At 67.4% G+C, this 13603-nt stretch carries 18 protein-coding genes; 7 read left to right on the top strand and 11 right to left on the bottom strand.

The window, feature by feature from the left end:
- Nucleotides 1–36: 36 nt before the first annotated feature.
- Genes DVK05_RS14430 through DVK05_RS14400 form a run of 7 tightly spaced genes read right to left on the bottom strand, consistent with a single transcriptional unit; the run spans nucleotide 37 to nucleotide 4495 of the window.
- On the bottom strand, nucleotides 37–804 hold the full coding sequence (locus DVK05_RS14430; RefSeq protein ID WP_233559428.1) for a hypothetical protein: 768 nt from the start codon (nucleotides 802–804) through the stop codon (nucleotides 37–39).
- Nucleotides 801–1370: a hypothetical protein gene (locus DVK05_RS14425; RefSeq protein WP_233559427.1), complete on the bottom strand. Its 570-nt coding sequence runs from the start codon at nucleotides 1368–1370 to the stop codon at nucleotides 801–803. The genes DVK05_RS14430 and DVK05_RS14425 overlap by 4 nt, the downstream gene beginning before the upstream one ends.
- Nucleotides 1371–1372: 2 nt before the next feature.
- On the bottom strand, nucleotides 1373–1552 hold the full coding sequence (locus DVK05_RS14420; RefSeq protein ID WP_121564437.1) for a hypothetical protein: 180 nt from the start codon (nucleotides 1550–1552) through the stop codon (nucleotides 1373–1375).
- The gene (locus DVK05_RS14415; protein ID WP_199712338.1) at nucleotides 1552–3312 is read right to left on the bottom strand and encodes a hypothetical protein; all 1761 of its coding nucleotides are present in this window, start codon (nucleotides 3310–3312) and stop codon (nucleotides 1552–1554) included. Before DVK05_RS14415 ends, DVK05_RS14420 begins: the two co-directional genes overlap by 1 nt.
- A gap of 3 nt (nucleotides 3313–3315) precedes the next feature.
- Nucleotides 3316–3834: a hypothetical protein gene (locus tag DVK05_RS14410; RefSeq protein ID WP_121564435.1), complete on the bottom strand. Its 519-nt coding sequence runs from the start codon at nucleotides 3832–3834 to the stop codon at nucleotides 3316–3318.
- Nucleotides 3834–4097: a DUF378 domain-containing protein gene (locus tag DVK05_RS14405; RefSeq protein ID WP_121564433.1), complete on the bottom strand. Its 264-nt coding sequence runs from the start codon at nucleotides 4095–4097 to the stop codon at nucleotides 3834–3836. Before DVK05_RS14405 ends, DVK05_RS14410 begins: the two co-directional genes overlap by 1 nt.
- Nucleotides 4094–4495 carry a hypothetical protein gene (locus tag DVK05_RS14400; protein ID WP_121564718.1) on the bottom strand — a complete coding sequence of 134 codons (402 nt, stop codon included), beginning with the start codon at nucleotides 4493–4495 and terminating at the stop codon, nucleotides 4094–4096. Before DVK05_RS14400 ends, DVK05_RS14405 begins: the two co-directional genes overlap by 4 nt.
- A gap of 122 nt (nucleotides 4496–4617) precedes the next feature.
- Between DVK05_RS14400 and DVK05_RS14395 the strand changes: the two genes are divergently transcribed.
- Both DVK05_RS14395 and DVK05_RS14390 read left to right on the top strand, forming a co-directional pair.
- A complete protein-coding gene (locus tag DVK05_RS14395) occupies nucleotides 4618–4827 on the top strand; it encodes a hypothetical protein (protein ID WP_006113927.1) in 210 nt (69 codons plus the stop codon).
- A 239-nt stretch (nucleotides 4828–5066) separates the two neighbouring features.
- On the top strand, nucleotides 5067–5324 hold the full coding sequence (locus tag DVK05_RS14390; RefSeq protein WP_121564431.1) for a hypothetical protein: 258 nt from the start codon (nucleotides 5067–5069) through the stop codon (nucleotides 5322–5324).
- Nucleotides 5325–5339: 15 nt separating this feature from the next.
- Here DVK05_RS14390 and DVK05_RS14385 read toward each other — a convergent pair whose 3' ends face one another.
- On the bottom strand, nucleotides 5340–5753 hold the full coding sequence (locus tag DVK05_RS14385; protein WP_121564429.1) for a type IV pilin: 414 nt from the start codon (nucleotides 5751–5753) through the stop codon (nucleotides 5340–5342).
- 366 nt (nucleotides 5754–6119) lie between these two features.
- On the opposite strand from DVK05_RS14385, the gene DVK05_RS14380 reads away from it, so the two are divergent.
- From DVK05_RS14380 to DVK05_RS14360, 5 genes are all read left to right on the top strand, one after another.
- Nucleotides 6120–7304: a pyridoxal-phosphate dependent enzyme gene (locus DVK05_RS14380; RefSeq protein ID WP_121564427.1), complete on the top strand. Its 1185-nt coding sequence runs from the start codon at nucleotides 6120–6122 to the stop codon at nucleotides 7302–7304.
- 266 nt (nucleotides 7305–7570) lie between these two features.
- Nucleotides 7571–7933: a hypothetical protein gene (locus tag DVK05_RS14375; protein WP_121564424.1), complete on the top strand. Its 363-nt coding sequence runs from the start codon at nucleotides 7571–7573 to the stop codon at nucleotides 7931–7933.
- Between the two features lie 74 nt (nucleotides 7934–8007).
- Nucleotides 8008–9006 (top strand): dihydroxyacetone kinase subunit DhaK, encoded by a 999-nt coding sequence (gene dhaK, locus DVK05_RS14370; RefSeq protein ID WP_121564422.1) that lies wholly within the window; start codon nucleotides 8008–8010, stop codon nucleotides 9004–9006.
- Complete coding sequence (dhaL, locus tag DVK05_RS14365) at nucleotides 9003–9722, top strand: dihydroxyacetone kinase subunit DhaL (protein ID WP_121564420.1); 720 nt, start codon at nucleotides 9003–9005, stop codon at nucleotides 9720–9722. Before dhaK ends, dhaL begins: the two co-directional genes overlap by 4 nt.
- A complete protein-coding gene (locus DVK05_RS14360) occupies nucleotides 9722–10150 on the top strand; it encodes a PTS mannose transporter subunit IID (RefSeq protein WP_121564418.1) in 429 nt (142 codons plus the stop codon). Before dhaL ends, DVK05_RS14360 begins: the two co-directional genes overlap by 1 nt.
- A gap of 30 nt (nucleotides 10151–10180) precedes the next feature.
- Here DVK05_RS14360 and ptsP read toward each other — a convergent pair whose 3' ends face one another.
- From ptsP to DVK05_RS14345, 3 genes are all read right to left on the bottom strand, one after another.
- Nucleotides 10181–11899 (bottom strand): phosphoenolpyruvate--protein phosphotransferase, encoded by a 1719-nt coding sequence (ptsP, locus tag DVK05_RS14355; protein WP_121564416.1) that lies wholly within the window; start codon nucleotides 11897–11899, stop codon nucleotides 10181–10183.
- Entirely contained in the window at nucleotides 11896–12210 is a 315-nt protein-coding gene (locus tag DVK05_RS14350) for an HPr family phosphocarrier protein (RefSeq protein WP_121564414.1), read from the bottom strand. Before DVK05_RS14350 ends, ptsP begins: the two co-directional genes overlap by 4 nt.
- A 67-nt stretch (nucleotides 12211–12277) precedes the next feature.
- Nucleotides 12278–13480, bottom strand: coding sequence for a redox-regulated ATPase YchF (locus DVK05_RS14345; RefSeq protein WP_121564412.1), 1203 nt, complete (start codon nucleotides 13478–13480; stop codon nucleotides 12278–12280).
- Nucleotides 13481–13603 lie beyond the last annotated feature (123 nt).

The raw sequence follows: 13603 nt of genomic DNA, 5'->3' as shown, positions 1-13603 counted from the left end.
TCACCGGGGCCGTATGGATCGGATCGCGCCGGCTGACTACGCATCTTCCACCTCCAGCGCCTCGGTCTCGTCGAGCAGCTCGAAGCCGATCGTATCTTCGTGTCCGTTCCGCTCGGTGTCGATGTCGTCTCCCTTCATACTCTGTGGTTTGAGATCGTCCGGTAGTTCCTCGTCGAGAATCGCCGAGACGGTCGCGCTCTCGTCGTCGAACGACGGCGTGAGCGTCGGATCGAGGATCGCCTCTTGGTCCTTGAGCCGACGCTTGTCGAGCGTCCGGGCGATCGACCGGAGCCTGCGCTTGAGGCGCCGTGCCTCCTGCGCGTCCGGCTCGAACTCCTCGCGGAGCTCGGCGACCGCTTCGAGCGCGTCGACGACCTGAACGTTCCCCGCGAGCTCCGATCCGGCGACCGACTCACGCCAGTTCGCGACGGCAACGTTCTCGTCGGCCCGGTACTCGCGACACTCGTAGACGCGCTTCGCAACGGGCCACTCGAAGAGGCTCCCGGCGTGTACGTCCATGTCCGCGAACTGGTCCTCGCTGAGCTCGTAGACGGCGCCGCCGGTGTCGTCGCTCGCCTCGAACGCGACGAGATAGATCCCCTCTTCCTCGGGGAGCAAGTCGACGACGTACCCCCCGGCGATGTACCCGCCGATCGCGATGGCGACCGCGGCGGTCATGACGACGCCGGCGCCGTCGACTTCCCACGGGTACGGGTACCGGCCGCTCTCCGCGCCAGCGATGAACAGCAACACAAGCCCACCGGCGAGAATCGGCCGCTCGCGGGCTGCGGCGACCGGATTCATAGCAACCTCTCGACGGATTTCTCTTCATCTTCGCGGCGATTCTTCACGACGCGGAAAGTGAGACCGGCGCCGCCGATGCCCGACAGGAGAATGAGGATCTGGGCTCGCTCGTAGCTGATCGGCGGGCGGTCGGGCGTCGTCTGTCCCGTCGAGACGTACGCGAATCGGTTGTTCGCGATGCTGCCCGGCGTGGTCATGGTGACGGCCGCCTGCCCGGCGCGGAGCGGGACCGAGACGAACACCTCGGTCTGCCCCTCGGGAAGCCGATGCTGGTAGATGCGGCCGGAGCCGGAGCCCTCGCCGAACTGGACCGCCTCGGTGAGCGTCATTCGCGTCGACTCGTCGGTTTCGAATAGCAGCGTGAAGCCGCCGCGATCGCGGTCATAACTCCACTCGACGAGCCGGGTGTCGGCGTCGATCTCCTGCGCGAACGTCTCGGGCTCGCCGACGTCGACGGACGTGTTCGTCTCTAAGCCGGGACCGCCGTCGTCCTGCGCGGCGGCGCCGCCGACCGCAACACAAGCCGCGAGGCTCACCGCAACACAAAAAATCAGGATACGGCGCATGATTAGACCCCCGGAATCGCCGACCGGATCGTGTTCTCGACGAACCCCCACGCGAGTCCGATCGGGTCGTAGCCGAGGGCCACCATGACGATCCCGATGAACACGGCTGCCGTGCCGACCTTCAGTATCGGCTCGACGACGAACGACAGGATCGACAGATACGGCGCGAGAGGGTTGATCATCAGTTGTTACCTCCCTGTCCGAAGAGCGCGTACGCGACTCCGGCGGCGCCGACGACAGCCGCGATGAGTCCCACGTCGGGAGATCCATCACCGAACCATCCGGCGCCGGCGCCGCCAGCGCCCTGCGATTCCTCGTACTTATCGATGAGCTCCTGATTCTGCTGTTCGAGCTGGTTCCACTCTTCCTGCGTGATGTAGTTCGAATCGGTCTGCGGCTCCGACGACTCGAACGACGCGCTCGACGTCTGCTCGCCGGTCTGCTCGTTGACGATCGAATCTACCGTGAACTGCCTAGAGAGGTTCAGCGTCTCGTACTGGGTCTGGTCAACACCGGAAACGTACTCGACCGAATCGACCTCGGTGATGTTGGTCTCCAGCTCCCCGCTGGCGTCGTATGAATAAGTCCCGTCGCCGTTGTCGGTCCAATCGGCGGCGGGGACCGACACGGTCTCGCCGGCGGTCGTCGTCACGTTCAGAACCGTCCCGTCGTACGGCTGTGCGGTGAGGGTGATCGTCCCGCCGTCGACGCCGGTCTGGTAGGCGTCCCACGTTCCCGAGAGTTGACTCACGTCGGCCGTGAGGTAGACGTCCCCGGCGAAGGTGCTCGGGTCGTATGTCGCCCCCGATTCGATCGGCCCGTCCGACTCGTCGGTGAGGCCGATCGTCCCCGAGAGGGTCGCACCGGTTTCGGAGATCGTGATCGTGACCTCGCGCTCGGAGTCGATCGGGATGTTCAGCGCCGCGAGGTCCGCGATCGCCTGTGCCTGAGATTCTTCTTCGGGGAGCATCGCCGCCCGCTCGCGAGGCGTGATGAGCTCGGAGATCTCGATGCTACCAGACTGAACATCGCCGTAGACGTTCGTGACCCACGTCGAGATGCCGTTTCGGACATTCGTGAAGACCGTACCCATTTCATTCCAAACAGGTGACCACACATCGTAATCGAGGTACGTAACCGATCCCGAGGTAGTTTGCCATTCCCAAGCACCGACAGGAATATTCCAGAACCCGCTCGCTTCCTGAACATTTTGGGTAGGATCCCACATCTGTTCACCAGACCCATTAGAATCTAAAACGTCGAAATCGATAGACAGTAAACCGATCGTACTACCATCAGGCAAGTTGTAGGTAGTCTCTGAAGCCGCGATGTTACTAGCGATGTTAGTATCATCAGAGAAGTGGGGGGTAGTGGTCACATCCGTTAGACCAATATCGGGGTGCGAAGACAGGGTGCTTAGGATCGACTCCCACTCACGAACAGACTCATTCCAAGACTTGAGCGGATTCTTACGAACAGTCGTCTCGTAGTTGTCGATTGCCGTGGACGCGGCATCAAGAACAGCCGACTCAGAGGAGCCAGCATTCAGTTCCTCAATCGCGGCGATCTTCGCATCGGTGTAGGCGTTGTGTTCGACGCCGTCGAGGATGTTCTGGTTGTCGATGATGGTACTCGCGTTCGTAGACTTGCGCGTTCGGGCAGCCTGATAGATCTGCTGTTCAAGTGCGTCGGAAGTCAGGCCCTCAGGGGGTACGTCAGAGCCCAGAATCTCGAACTCGCGCAGCGCCCACCCGAGCGCGACCGGCGGACTCACGGCGGCGAGCATCGCGGTCTTGCCGACGCTTCCCCAGTCGATCGCCGCCGCCGGTCGCGCGGTAGAGCCGAGCGCGCCGACGCCCGCAGCGGCGCCGACGCCGACCGCCGTCGTTCGCAGCAGTCCCCGACGAGTGAGCCGGGACGAATCTGGTTGTGTTGCGGTCATGTGTCAGTCCTCACGAAACCCGACGATATAGACGGCGAGCAGCAGGACCACGACGATCCCGACCGTTCCCGTCTCACCACCGAGCCCGACTCCGGCGCCACCGCCGGTGCCGACTGTCCCCCAGTTGACCGTGTCGATGAGGGAAGAGTCCCCGCCCGTCGACGCGGTGATGTGGATCGAGTCGTAGGTCTCGCGGTCGGAGTCGGAGAGCGTCGCGTTCGCGGACTCAGTCGTGTTCTCGGCGACCGAGAGCGTCGTCTCTTCGAGTACGGTCCCGTTCCCGGGCGTCTCGGTCCCGTTGAGCCCTTCGAACGTGACGTTCACGGTTACCGGGCCGCTGCCGTTCATGTCGTCGATGCCGACAACGTCGACGTAGACGGAATCGGTGTCGTTGGTCACCTCGATCGAGTCGTTGACGAGCTCGCCCGAGCCGTCCTGTCCGGTGACCCCGCCCGCGGCGAGACCGAGCCCGGCGATCGCGACGATCGCGACGGCGAGGGCCGCGATTGTGTTGCGGTTCATCAGTCGCCTCCGTCCCCGCGAATCCGGTCGACGACGTCCGGAACGTCGTAGAACCCGGCGTGATCGGCGAGCGTGATGACGCCGGCGACGGCGACAGCACCGTAGACGACCGTCGCGGCGGTCGGCGAACCGACCGCGGTCCCGAGCTCGGCGACGGCGTTGTAGTCGAAGAACTCCAGCAACCCCCAGTTGATCGAGCCGATCGAGGTGAGGATCCAGATTACTCCCGCGATCGTGTCCTCCCCGTCCCAGATGGAACTCATAGCATCCACCCCAGAGCGAACTGCCCGGTCGTAACCGCGATCACGTACAGGAGGCCCCACAGATCGGAACTCTGGAAGAAGCTGCCGACCGTGTCAGGCAGCGCGACGAACGCGATCGGAAGGACGAGCGTCCCGATGGCCGCGAACATGTACCAGCCCTGTAGCCCCTGAATATCGTCCGAGAGGGACTGAAACTCGGTGTTGTCGTTGGTGATGATGACCCCGACGATCGACGCGTAGCCGAGAATCCACGCGGTCGAGAGCCCGATCCCGCCAAGCGTGAACTGTGTGGCGGTAAAATCCACGTCGAAGAGTTGGAACGATGCGATACCGACGAGCATGAACGCCGAGGCGAGCCCCGCCACAACGAGGGCGGCGTCGACGGCGTCGAATTCCATTTTCGCCATGCGAGCGGCCGGGCCACGGTAATCCCCATATACTCCCGCATTCAGTACGGTCTACGGCCGTCACGTGCCACCTTGAGGTATCTTTAAGTGAACCACCGTGCCCGCGACGGTCGATGGGATTCAAAAGTCTCGTTGACCGCGACGGCAGCGGAACCGTAACGATCGACAAACAGCACCTCGAACTCGACGGATTAGTCGCAGAGGACGGCTCGATCAAGGAGGCCGACGCTCACACGCAGCGTGTCGGTGAGCGCGCGTACTTGGTACGCTTCCCGGAGGACGGTGAAGTGCCGACGCTGCTAGAACTCGTGGGGCGAGCGTGAAACCTCGTGGAAGGGGGTTCTCGACGCGACCCCGTGGGGTCCGACGTGGATGTATTCACGATCCCCGATCTATGTACTTCGCTCGGCGCGATCGGCCCGCGAGGTACATAGAAATCGGTTGGGTTGTGGGTGGTGGCCGCGGTGATCGTGGTCGATCTGTGGGTACCACTTCAACAGGGACCGGTCCAGTCACTCCAGAACGACGGGATCGCGACCCCCGTACATACAGCGTGGTATAAATGAGCCGTCGAACTAGCCTCAAGATCACAGACGAACGCGAACGGCAGCTCGAAAAGGCGAGCGAGATCGTGGCGAGCGGTCCCGACGACGACCCGCCGATGAGCGTCGTGATCGACGCCGCGCTCGCACACCTGATTCAGTCGGAAGAGAACATTCGCGACGCTCGCGATGCAATGGATCCAGTAGCGATCCAGCAGATCAACACTGACGTACTGGCTTTACGATATAGGACTCAGATAAAAACCCGGTGGAGATAAATTCGACTTGCTTGCTCAGTTGAAGTCGTATGTCCGCTCGAAGATTGCGTTTCCACTTGGGTCGTGAATTACTCGAACGACAGCCTCGCCACCCGGGAAGTTGGAACTACTCGATATTTCTCTCTGTTCACCAGTCTGCCAAGTCCCTCCACCAATGGACTCATTCACTCTCTCACCGTCAACAGAGAGCACTAAGTCACCTCCTTCAAGAGATTGCCCGCCAGTCTTGGTTATATTGATCGTGTTCGAGGTATTACTATCAATTGTAAACGTTGCTTGAGGCGCGGTGTCACCTAACTGGTCACCGAGTCCGAGGACGAACGTCCCGATGACGGCCGCCAGGATGACGGTAATTGCGACCATGAGTATAACACCGATGACAGGACTGACCGCCCTATCCTCTGTGTTGGATTGGTTCCTTGGTTTCATTGTTTGAACCCAGCGGCCACCGACGAACGGGATATCTGACGCCTAGGCATCGTCGTCGATGCCTGATCCGACCAGATACTCGTTCAGATCGGTTGCTGGTTACCGTAGATAAGATGGACCTGCCTTATGTACTTACTGGCACGAATATCAGGGGAGAAAATTAGATGAATAGGCCGGAAGTAGTCGACTCAGATACACGACACACGGAACCCACGACTAAATAGCTCTCACGGAATTAGCGCGATGGCGTGTATCCGGATCCATTTCGAAGGTCCACGATTGGCGTCGCATCCGAGAGTACGCCGACCGGTACCCGCAGTCGACCGCCGTAACCAATCATTTGTACACCGCCCGTGAGAGAGGGGTATGGAGCAGTTGACGTGTTACGACTGCGGGGAGACGTACCCGTTCGGAGACGCGACCCGCTGTCGCTGCGGCGAGCCGCTCTGGTTCGAGACCGACGCGGCGGCGTTCGACTGGCCCGACGCGAGCGACGGTTCGCTCGGTCGAGACACGCTCTGGCGATACGAGTCCGTGCTCCCCGCGACGACGCAGACCGGGTTCGCCGCCGCCGCGGGCGGGACGCCGCTGTTCCGTGCGCCGTCGATCGAATCGACGGGCGGCCCTCGGGTCCACCTCAAGGTGGAGGGCGTCAATCCGACGGGGAGCTTCAAGGACCGCGGCACGGCCGTCGGGGTCAGTCGGGTCGACGGCCCGGTCGGGACGGTCTCGCACGGCAACATGGCGCTGAGCGTCGCCGCCCACGCCGCCGCGGCGGACCGGGAGGCCGTCATCCTCGTGGCCGAGGACACCCCCGACGCCCGGCTCGCGATGATCGCCCAACACGACCCGCACCTGTTCCGGGTCCACGGTGAGTACGGGCGGCTCTACCACGACACCCTCGAACACGACCTCGGCGCCGCGTTCCTCAACTCGGACGCCCCGCTCCGAGTGGCCGGACAGAAGACCGTCGCGTACGAGATCTGCGAGGCGTTCGCGCCCGACGCCCCCGACGCGATCGTCTTACCGGTCAGCAGCGGCGGGCAGGCGAGCGGTGTCTGGAAGGCGCTCCGGGAACTGAACGCGGCGGGGCTACTCGCGACGACGCCGCGGATCTACCTCGCGCAGGCCGCGCGCTGCGACCCGATCGCGCAGGCGTACCGGCGCGGGGCGTCGCGCGTCGAGCCGGTCACGGGAGAGCCGACGGCGGCCGTCTCGATCAACAACGCAGATCCGCCGAGCGGGAACCGGGCGCTGGCCGCCGTCGCGGAGACGGACGGCGGCGTCGTCTCCGTCCCCGAGGAGGCGATGCTCGCCGAGAGAGACCGCCTCGCGGCCGACGCCGGCGTTTCGGTCGAGCCGTCGTGCGCCGTGGCCACGGCCGCCGTGCGGGACCTCGCCGCGGCCGGCGAGTTCGGTCCCGACGACGACGTCGCCGTGATACTGACCGGGTCGGGGTACAAGTACGGGGAGAGCGACCCCGACATCTCGTCGGTTCGGGAGGTCGACCGGGCGGACGTCCCGAGCGCGGTCCGCGACGCGGTGTCGTAACTCGTCGGGTGTCGATCTCCCCCTCGCCGGCGTTTCGTCGGTGGTATCGGCGAGGTCCCTGCCACCTCTGAGTACGCGCTGTCGAGCAGCAGCGCTCGGTCGGGGTGACCGCGACGTCGACGACGGAGGGAGCGTGACAGGCGCGAGCCGTGGATGGCCGGTGAAAGCCACGGCAGGAGGTCGGGCCCACGCCGCGGCTCTCGTTTCGGAATCCCGGAACGATCCCGACCACAGGGGTTTACACGCAGTTCTCCGTCGGCCGAGGCATGAATCCGTTCGACCGCGGGGGCAGCTGTGCGAACGGCCACTACTTCGCGTCGCCGAAGCAAGCCGGTGACGGGACGTACTACTGCCCGAAGTGTAACGTCAAGAACGTCGCGCCGGGCACGGACGGCGTCGAGGACGGCGGGCGCTGCCGGAGGGGGCACTACTTCGAAGAGCCGACACAGTTGGGCCACGGCGCGTTCGGCTGCCCGGCCTGCGAGTCGACCGACATCGAGCCGGCGACCGAGCCGTTCGACGACGGCGGCGTCTGCGAGAACGGCCACGAGTTCCGCGTGCCCGACCGGACCAACGCCGGGGTCGCACGGTGTCGCGAGTGCGGCACCCGCGAACTGGAACCCAACTGACCGCTCGACGGGAGGCACGGCGGCGCTGAGGGCCACTACGCTTATGCGAACCGAGTGAGTCGGTACCAACGATCATGAAGAAGCTGATCAACGACCCGGACGGCGTCGTCGACGAGATGCTGGACGGGATGACGGCGGCGTATCCCGACCGCCTGCGACGCCTGCCGGACACGCAGGTGCTCGTCCGCGACGACGGGCCGGTCGAGGGGAAGGTGGCGCTGGTGACCGGGGGCGGCAGCGGCCACGAGCCGACCCACGCGGGGTACGTCGGCGACGGCATGCTCGACGGGGCGGCCGCGGGCGACGTGTTCTCCTCGCCGACGGCCGACGAGTTCGAGGAACTGATCGGCGCCTGCGACGCGGGCGACGGCGTCCTCGCGATCATCAAGAACTACGAGGGCGACGTGATGAACTTCGAGACCGCCATCGAGCTCGCGGAGATGGAGGGCGTCGAGGTCGAGAGCGTCGTGGTGAACGACGACGTGGCGGTCGAGGACTCGCTGTACACCTCCGGGCGCCGCGGCGTCTGCGGGACGATCCTCGTCCACAAGGCCGCCGGCGCGAAGGCCGCGCAGGGCGCCGACCTGAGCGAGGTCAAGCGCGTCGCCGAAAAGGTGGTCGACAACGTCGGCACGATGGGCACCGCGCTCACCTCCTGTGTCACCCCGGAGAAGGGCGAGCCCACCTTCGACCTGGGCGACGACGAGATCGAACTCGGCATCGGGATCCACGGCGAGCCGGGGACGGAGCGCACGGACGTGATGTCGGCCGACGAGATCACCGAGCACCTGACTGAGGCGGTCCTCGACGACCTCGACCTCGACGAGGGACAGGAAGTGCTCACGATCGTCAACGGGATGGGCGCCACCCCGCAGATGGAACTGTTCGTCGTCAATCGCCGGCTCCAAGAGCTGCTCGGCGAGCGCGGCCTGGAGACGTACGACGCGTGGGTCGGCGACTACATGACCTCGCTGGACATGGCGGGCGCGTCGATCACGGTGTGCGCGGTCGACGACGAACTGAAGGAGCTGTTCGACGCGCCGGCCGACACCCCGGCGCTGACGAAGAAATGAGCGACGACGGGGCGGCGGTCGTCGCGGCCGTCGAGGCCGTCGCCGAGCGCATCGAGGCCGAGCGCGACCACCTCACCCAGCTGGACTCCGCCATCGGCGACGCCGACCACGGCGGAAACATGGCGCGCGGGTGGGCCGAGGCGGCCGACGCCGCGCGCGACCTCGACGACCCGGACGCCGAGACCGTCGCGAAGACGGTCGGCAAGACGCTGATGAGCGAGGTCGGCGGCGCCTCCGGCCCGCTGTTCGGCGGGTCGCTCGTGTTCGCGGCGGGCGAGCTCGACGGCGGGATCACCCCCGAAACGGCGGTCGCGTTCGCCGAGACGTACCTGGAGAAGGTCGAGGACCGCGGCGACGCGCGCGTCGGCGACCAGACGATGGTGGACGCGCTGACGCCCGCCGTCCACACGTTCAAGAAGTCGATCGAAGTCGACGATCTCCCGCCCATCGAGGCGCTCGCGAAGGCGGTCGACGCCGCCGAGCGCGGCGTCGCGTTCACCGTCCCGATCCGGGCGCGGAAGGGCCGCGCCTCCTACCTCGGCTGGCGCTCGGTCGGGCACCAGGACCCGGGCGCGACGAGCACCCTGTTCATCCTCGAAGAGCTGCTCGCGGTGGCCGCCGACCGGCTCGGCGTCGAGGTTCCGGAGCCCGACGCCGCCTCGCCGACGATCCCGGACGAGGACCCCGACGACGCGGGGGGCTCGGAGGACGACTGATGGTCGGGATCGTCGTCGTCTCGCACAGCGAGCGCGCCGCGGCGGGGATCGCCGAGATCGCCGCCGAGATGGCGGGCGACACCAGGATCGAGCCGGTCGGCGGCGACGGGAAGGGCGGGATCGGCACCGTCCCCGACGCGATCGAGGCGGCGATCGACGCCGCGGCCGGTTCCGAGGACGGGAGCGACGCGGTCGGGGGCGAGGAGGACGAAGGCGACGCGGACGGCGTCGTCGTCCTCGTCGACCTGGGCAGCGCGGTGATGAACGCGGACGTCGCCGTCGAGCTGAGCGACGCGGAGGCCGTCATCGCGGACGCGCCCGTCCTCGAAGGCGCCGTCAACGCGGCGGTCGCTGCGACGGATCCCTCGGCCACGGTCAACTCCGTGCGCGAGCAGGCGGAGGCCGCCCGGGACATCGAGAAGCTGTAGGGGCGGCGCCGCCTCGTTTTTCGGAGTCGCCTACGCGTCGCGGTCGTCGATCCCCAGCACGTCCAGCACCTCGCCGCGCGTCTCGCAGGCGAGCGCCTCGTTCGCGAGCGACGCCGCGGCGTCGGCGTCGACCTCGCGGACGCGCGCCTTCACCTCGGGCACCGTCACCGCGCTCATGCTGAGCTCGTCGAAGCCGAGCCCGACGAGCAGTTCCGTCAGCGCCGGGTCGCCGGCCATCTCGCCGCACATCCCGACCCAGATGTCGCTCCCCTCGGCGGCCGCCGTCGTGCGGTCGAGCGCGCGCAGCACCGCCGGGTGGAGCGGGTCGTGATAGTCGGCGACGGCGTCGTTGCCGCGGTCGGCCGCCATCACGTACTGAGCGAGGTCGTTCGTCCCGACGCTCAGGAAGTCGAGTCGGTCGGCGAGCGCGTCCGCGAGGAACGCCGCGGCCGGCGTCTCGACCATCGCGCCCAGTTCGGGCACCGCGTGGGCGACGCCCTCGCTCGCGAGGTCGGCCGCGACCGACTCGACCGCGTCGACCGCGCGCTCGACCTCCTCGACGCGCGTGACGAGCGGGAACATGACGGCGAGCCCGTCGCCATCCTCGGTCGCCGCGGCGCGCAGCAGCGCGCGGAGCTGCGTCTCGAAGAGGGCCGCGTGCTCGTCGAGCGACAGCCGGACCCCGCGCCGCCCGAGGAACGGGTTCTCCTCGTCGGAAAGGTCGAGGTACGGAATCGGTTTGTCGCCGCCCACGTCGAGCGTCCGGACCACGACGCGGTCGTCGGGGAACGCCGACAGCGCGGCCGTCACGGCCTCGTACTGCTCGTCCTCGGTCGGCGGCGACTCGCGGTCGACGAAGAGGAACTCCGTCCGGAACAGCCCGACCCCGTCCGCGCCGCGCTCGGCGGCCGGCGCCAGCTCGGCCTCGCCGCCCACGTTCGCGGCGACCTCGACCGGCCGGCCGTCGGCCGTCTCGACGCGTTCGAGGATCGCGTCCGGACCGAACTCCCGAACCGCGTCGCGGCGGGCCTCGTCGGGGTCGACGACGACCTCGCCGGCCTCGCCGTCGACGAGGACCGTCTCCCCGTCGCCGATCGATTCGAGGCTCTCGCCGACGCCGACGACCGCGGGGACCGCGAGCGACCGCGCGATGATCGCGGCGTGGGAGGTACGACCACCCTCGACCGTCGCGATCCCGGCGACCGCGTCGGGGTCGAGCGCGGCGGTGTCGCTCGGCGTGAGCCGCTCCGCGAGCAGGACCGTCCCGTCAGGGAGGGCCGCGAGGTCCGTGGCGGCCGACGCCTCCGCGTCTCCGGCGAGGAGCGCGCGGAGCAGCCGGTCGCGGACGTCGCGCAGGTCGTCGGCGCGCTCGGCCATCCGGCCCTCCATCCCCTCGAACTGCGCGACGGCCTCGTCGAACCGGTCCGCGACGGCGTGTTCCGCGGGCGTCCCCCCGCGGATCGCGGCCTCGACGTCCTCGACTATCGTCGGGTCGTCGAGGAACCCCTCGTGGGCCTCGAACACCGCGGCCTCCTCCTCGCCGACGCGCTCGGCCGTCCGGTCGCGGGCGCCCCGGAGATCTCTCCGCACGGCGTCGCGGGCAGCCTCGTACCTGTCGAGTTCCGCCTCGGCGTCGACGGCGTCCGGGTCCGGGCGGTCGGGGAGCGACAGGTCGGCCTCGGGCCGGTACCAGCGCGCCGTCCCGACTCCCGTACGCGGCGTGCTGCCGACGCCGGCGAGCGTCCTCACGGGGCGTCCTCCGCGTCGCCGCCGTCCGTCTCCTCCTCCGCCTCCTCGACCGGACTCGTGAGCAGGACGCAGACGGCGTCGAGCGCCGCCTCGGCGTCGGGCCCCTCGGCGACGACGCGGACCGACTCGCCGTGTTCGACGTTCAGGCCGCTGACGGAGAGCATGCTGTCGGCGCGGACGAGGCCGTCGTCGCCGTCGTCGGCGCGACCGATCGACACGTCGGCGTCGAATCGGTTCGCCGTCTGTACCAGCTTCGAGGCGGGGCGCGCGTGGAGGCCGGCCTCGGGTTCGACCGTGACGGTCCGTTCCATGGGTCCGGTTGGACCCCGGCGGGTAATAGCTGATCGGGGCGGCGGGTGGGCCGGCGGCGCGGGGCGACTACGGCGCCGCCTGCTTCGTCGAGACCAGTTCGATCACGTCGCGGTGGGAGAGCTCGCGGTCGGTCCCGACCTGCCGGCCGCTCCGGCAGTCGGTGCCGTGGAGGAGCCCCTCGCCGATGTCGGAGTGGATGTGGTACGCGAAGTCCTCGGTCGTGGCGCCCTCGGGGAGGATGAAGCAGTCGCGGAAGACCCCCTTCTCGTCTTTACTCCCGTTGGCGGAGCCGGGGAAGACCGCGATACAGCCCAGCACGTCGAAGACGGCCGCTTCGAGCGCGCCCTGAACGCCCGTGCCGTCGTACTCGCCGACGAAGTCGGCGATCTGATCGAGGCCGGCCGCCTGCTCGCCGGAGACGTCGCCGACGATCTCGAACTCGTCCTCGCCGGGCGTGTAGTCGACGACGCCCGCCTCGTCGGCGTTCTTCAGCGCCTTCTCGGCGTGGGCGCTCGCGGGGACGAAGGAGAGGTGGTCGTAGTCGGGGTCCGAGGTGATCGCCTCCCAGTTCGCCTGCGCCTCGGGGGTGTCCATCTTGTTGGCGGCGATCACCATCGGCTTCGTCCGCTTGCGGATTTCGCGGGCCAGTTCGATCCGGTCCGTCTCGTCCCACGTCTCCGGATCGAGTTCGAGCCCCTGCGCGAGGATGGTCCGCTTCATCCGGTCTTTGTCCGTGCCGAACGCGGACATCTGCTCGGCGAGCTCCTCCTCGACGGCGGCGTCGGCGCCCTGGTACCGCGTCTCGTACTTCTCGAGGCCCTTCTCTAACACGTCGAGGTACCACGCGTCGAGCTCCTCCTCCAAGAAGTCGATGTCCTCGCGGGGGTCGTGGCCCTCCGTCGCCTCGCCCTCGATGTCGGTCTTCCCCGAGAAGTCGACGACGTGGATCAGCACGTCGGTCTCGTTGAGATCGCTGAGGAACTGGTTGCCGAGCCCGCGCCCCTCGTGGGCGCCCGGGACGAGCCCGGCCACGTCGACGAGCTTCACGGGGACGAACCGCGTCCCCTCGCGGCAGACGCCGACGCTCGGCGTACACGTCTCGTCGAACTCGGGGGCGGCGCAGTCGACGCGGACGTACGCCTCGCCGACGGTCGGGTCGATGGTGGTGAACGGGTACGCGCCCTCCGGCACGTCGTTCATGGTCGCGGCGTTGAAGAACGTCGACTTCCCCACCGAGGGCTTGCCGACGAGACCGATCCGGTAACTCATTACCGCCAGTCCGCGATCCGCGGTGAAAAGCGATGCGAGACGCGCCGTGGCGTGGGACGCGATGACGAGGGGCCGCGGCGTGCGAAGCGGTGAGGAGTGGCCGCGGCGTGCGAAGCGGTGAGG

The sequence above is a fragment of the Halorubrum sp. Atlit-8R genome (genome assembly GCF_003666025.1).
Taxonomy (GTDB): Archaea; Halobacteriota; Halobacteria; order Halobacteriales; family Haloferacaceae; genus Halorubrum; species Halorubrum salinarum.
This window is presented reverse-complemented; position numbering and strand designations above follow the sequence as displayed.

Excerpts from the sequence above, each read along its gene's own strand:
- DVK05_RS14430 (WP_233559428.1), bottom strand. The coding sequence starts at position 804 with ATGAATCCGGTCGCCGCAGCCCGCGAGCGGCCGATTCTCGCCGGTGGG.
- DVK05_RS14425 (WP_233559427.1), bottom strand. The coding sequence starts at position 1,370 with ATGCGCCGTATCCTGATTTTTTGTGTTGCGGTGAGCCTCGCGGCTTGT.
- DVK05_RS14420 (WP_121564437.1), bottom strand. The coding sequence starts at position 1,552 with ATGATCAACCCTCTCGCGCCGTATCTGTCGATCCTGTCGTTCGTCGTC.
- DVK05_RS14415 (WP_199712338.1), bottom strand. The coding sequence starts at position 3,312 with ATGACCGCAACACAACCAGATTCGTCCCGGCTCACTCGTCGGGGACTG.
- DVK05_RS14410 (WP_121564435.1), bottom strand. The coding sequence starts at position 3,834 with ATGAACCGCAACACAATCGCGGCCCTCGCCGTCGCGATCGTCGCGATC.
- DVK05_RS14405 (WP_121564433.1), bottom strand. The coding sequence starts at position 4,097 with ATGAGTTCCATCTGGGACGGGGAGGACACGATCGCGGGAGTAATCTGG.
- DVK05_RS14400 (WP_121564718.1), bottom strand. The coding sequence starts at position 4,495 with ATGGAATTCGACGCCGTCGACGCCGCCCTCGTTGTGGCGGGGCTCGCC.
- DVK05_RS14395 (WP_006113927.1), top strand. The coding sequence starts at position 4,618 with ATGGGATTCAAAAGTCTCGTTGACCGCGACGGCAGCGGAACCGTAACG.
- DVK05_RS14390 (WP_121564431.1), top strand. The coding sequence starts at position 5,067 with ATGAGCCGTCGAACTAGCCTCAAGATCACAGACGAACGCGAACGGCAG.
- DVK05_RS14385 (WP_121564429.1), bottom strand. The coding sequence starts at position 5,753 with ATGAAACCAAGGAACCAATCCAACACAGAGGATAGGGCGGTCAGTCCT.
- DVK05_RS14380 (WP_121564427.1), top strand. The coding sequence starts at position 6,120 with ATGGAGCAGTTGACGTGTTACGACTGCGGGGAGACGTACCCGTTCGGA.
- DVK05_RS14375 (WP_121564424.1), top strand. The coding sequence starts at position 7,571 with ATGAATCCGTTCGACCGCGGGGGCAGCTGTGCGAACGGCCACTACTTC.
- dhaK (WP_121564422.1), top strand. The coding sequence starts at position 8,008 with ATGAAGAAGCTGATCAACGACCCGGACGGCGTCGTCGACGAGATGCTG.
- dhaL (WP_121564420.1), top strand. The coding sequence starts at position 9,003 with ATGAGCGACGACGGGGCGGCGGTCGTCGCGGCCGTCGAGGCCGTCGCC.
- DVK05_RS14360 (WP_121564418.1), top strand. The coding sequence starts at position 9,722 with ATGGTCGGGATCGTCGTCGTCTCGCACAGCGAGCGCGCCGCGGCGGGG.
- DVK05_RS14350 (WP_121564414.1), bottom strand. The coding sequence starts at position 12,210 with ATGGAACGGACCGTCACGGTCGAACCCGAGGCCGGCCTCCACGCGCGC.
- DVK05_RS14345 (WP_121564412.1), bottom strand. The coding sequence starts at position 13,480 with ATGAGTTACCGGATCGGTCTCGTCGGCAAGCCCTCGGTGGGGAAGTCG.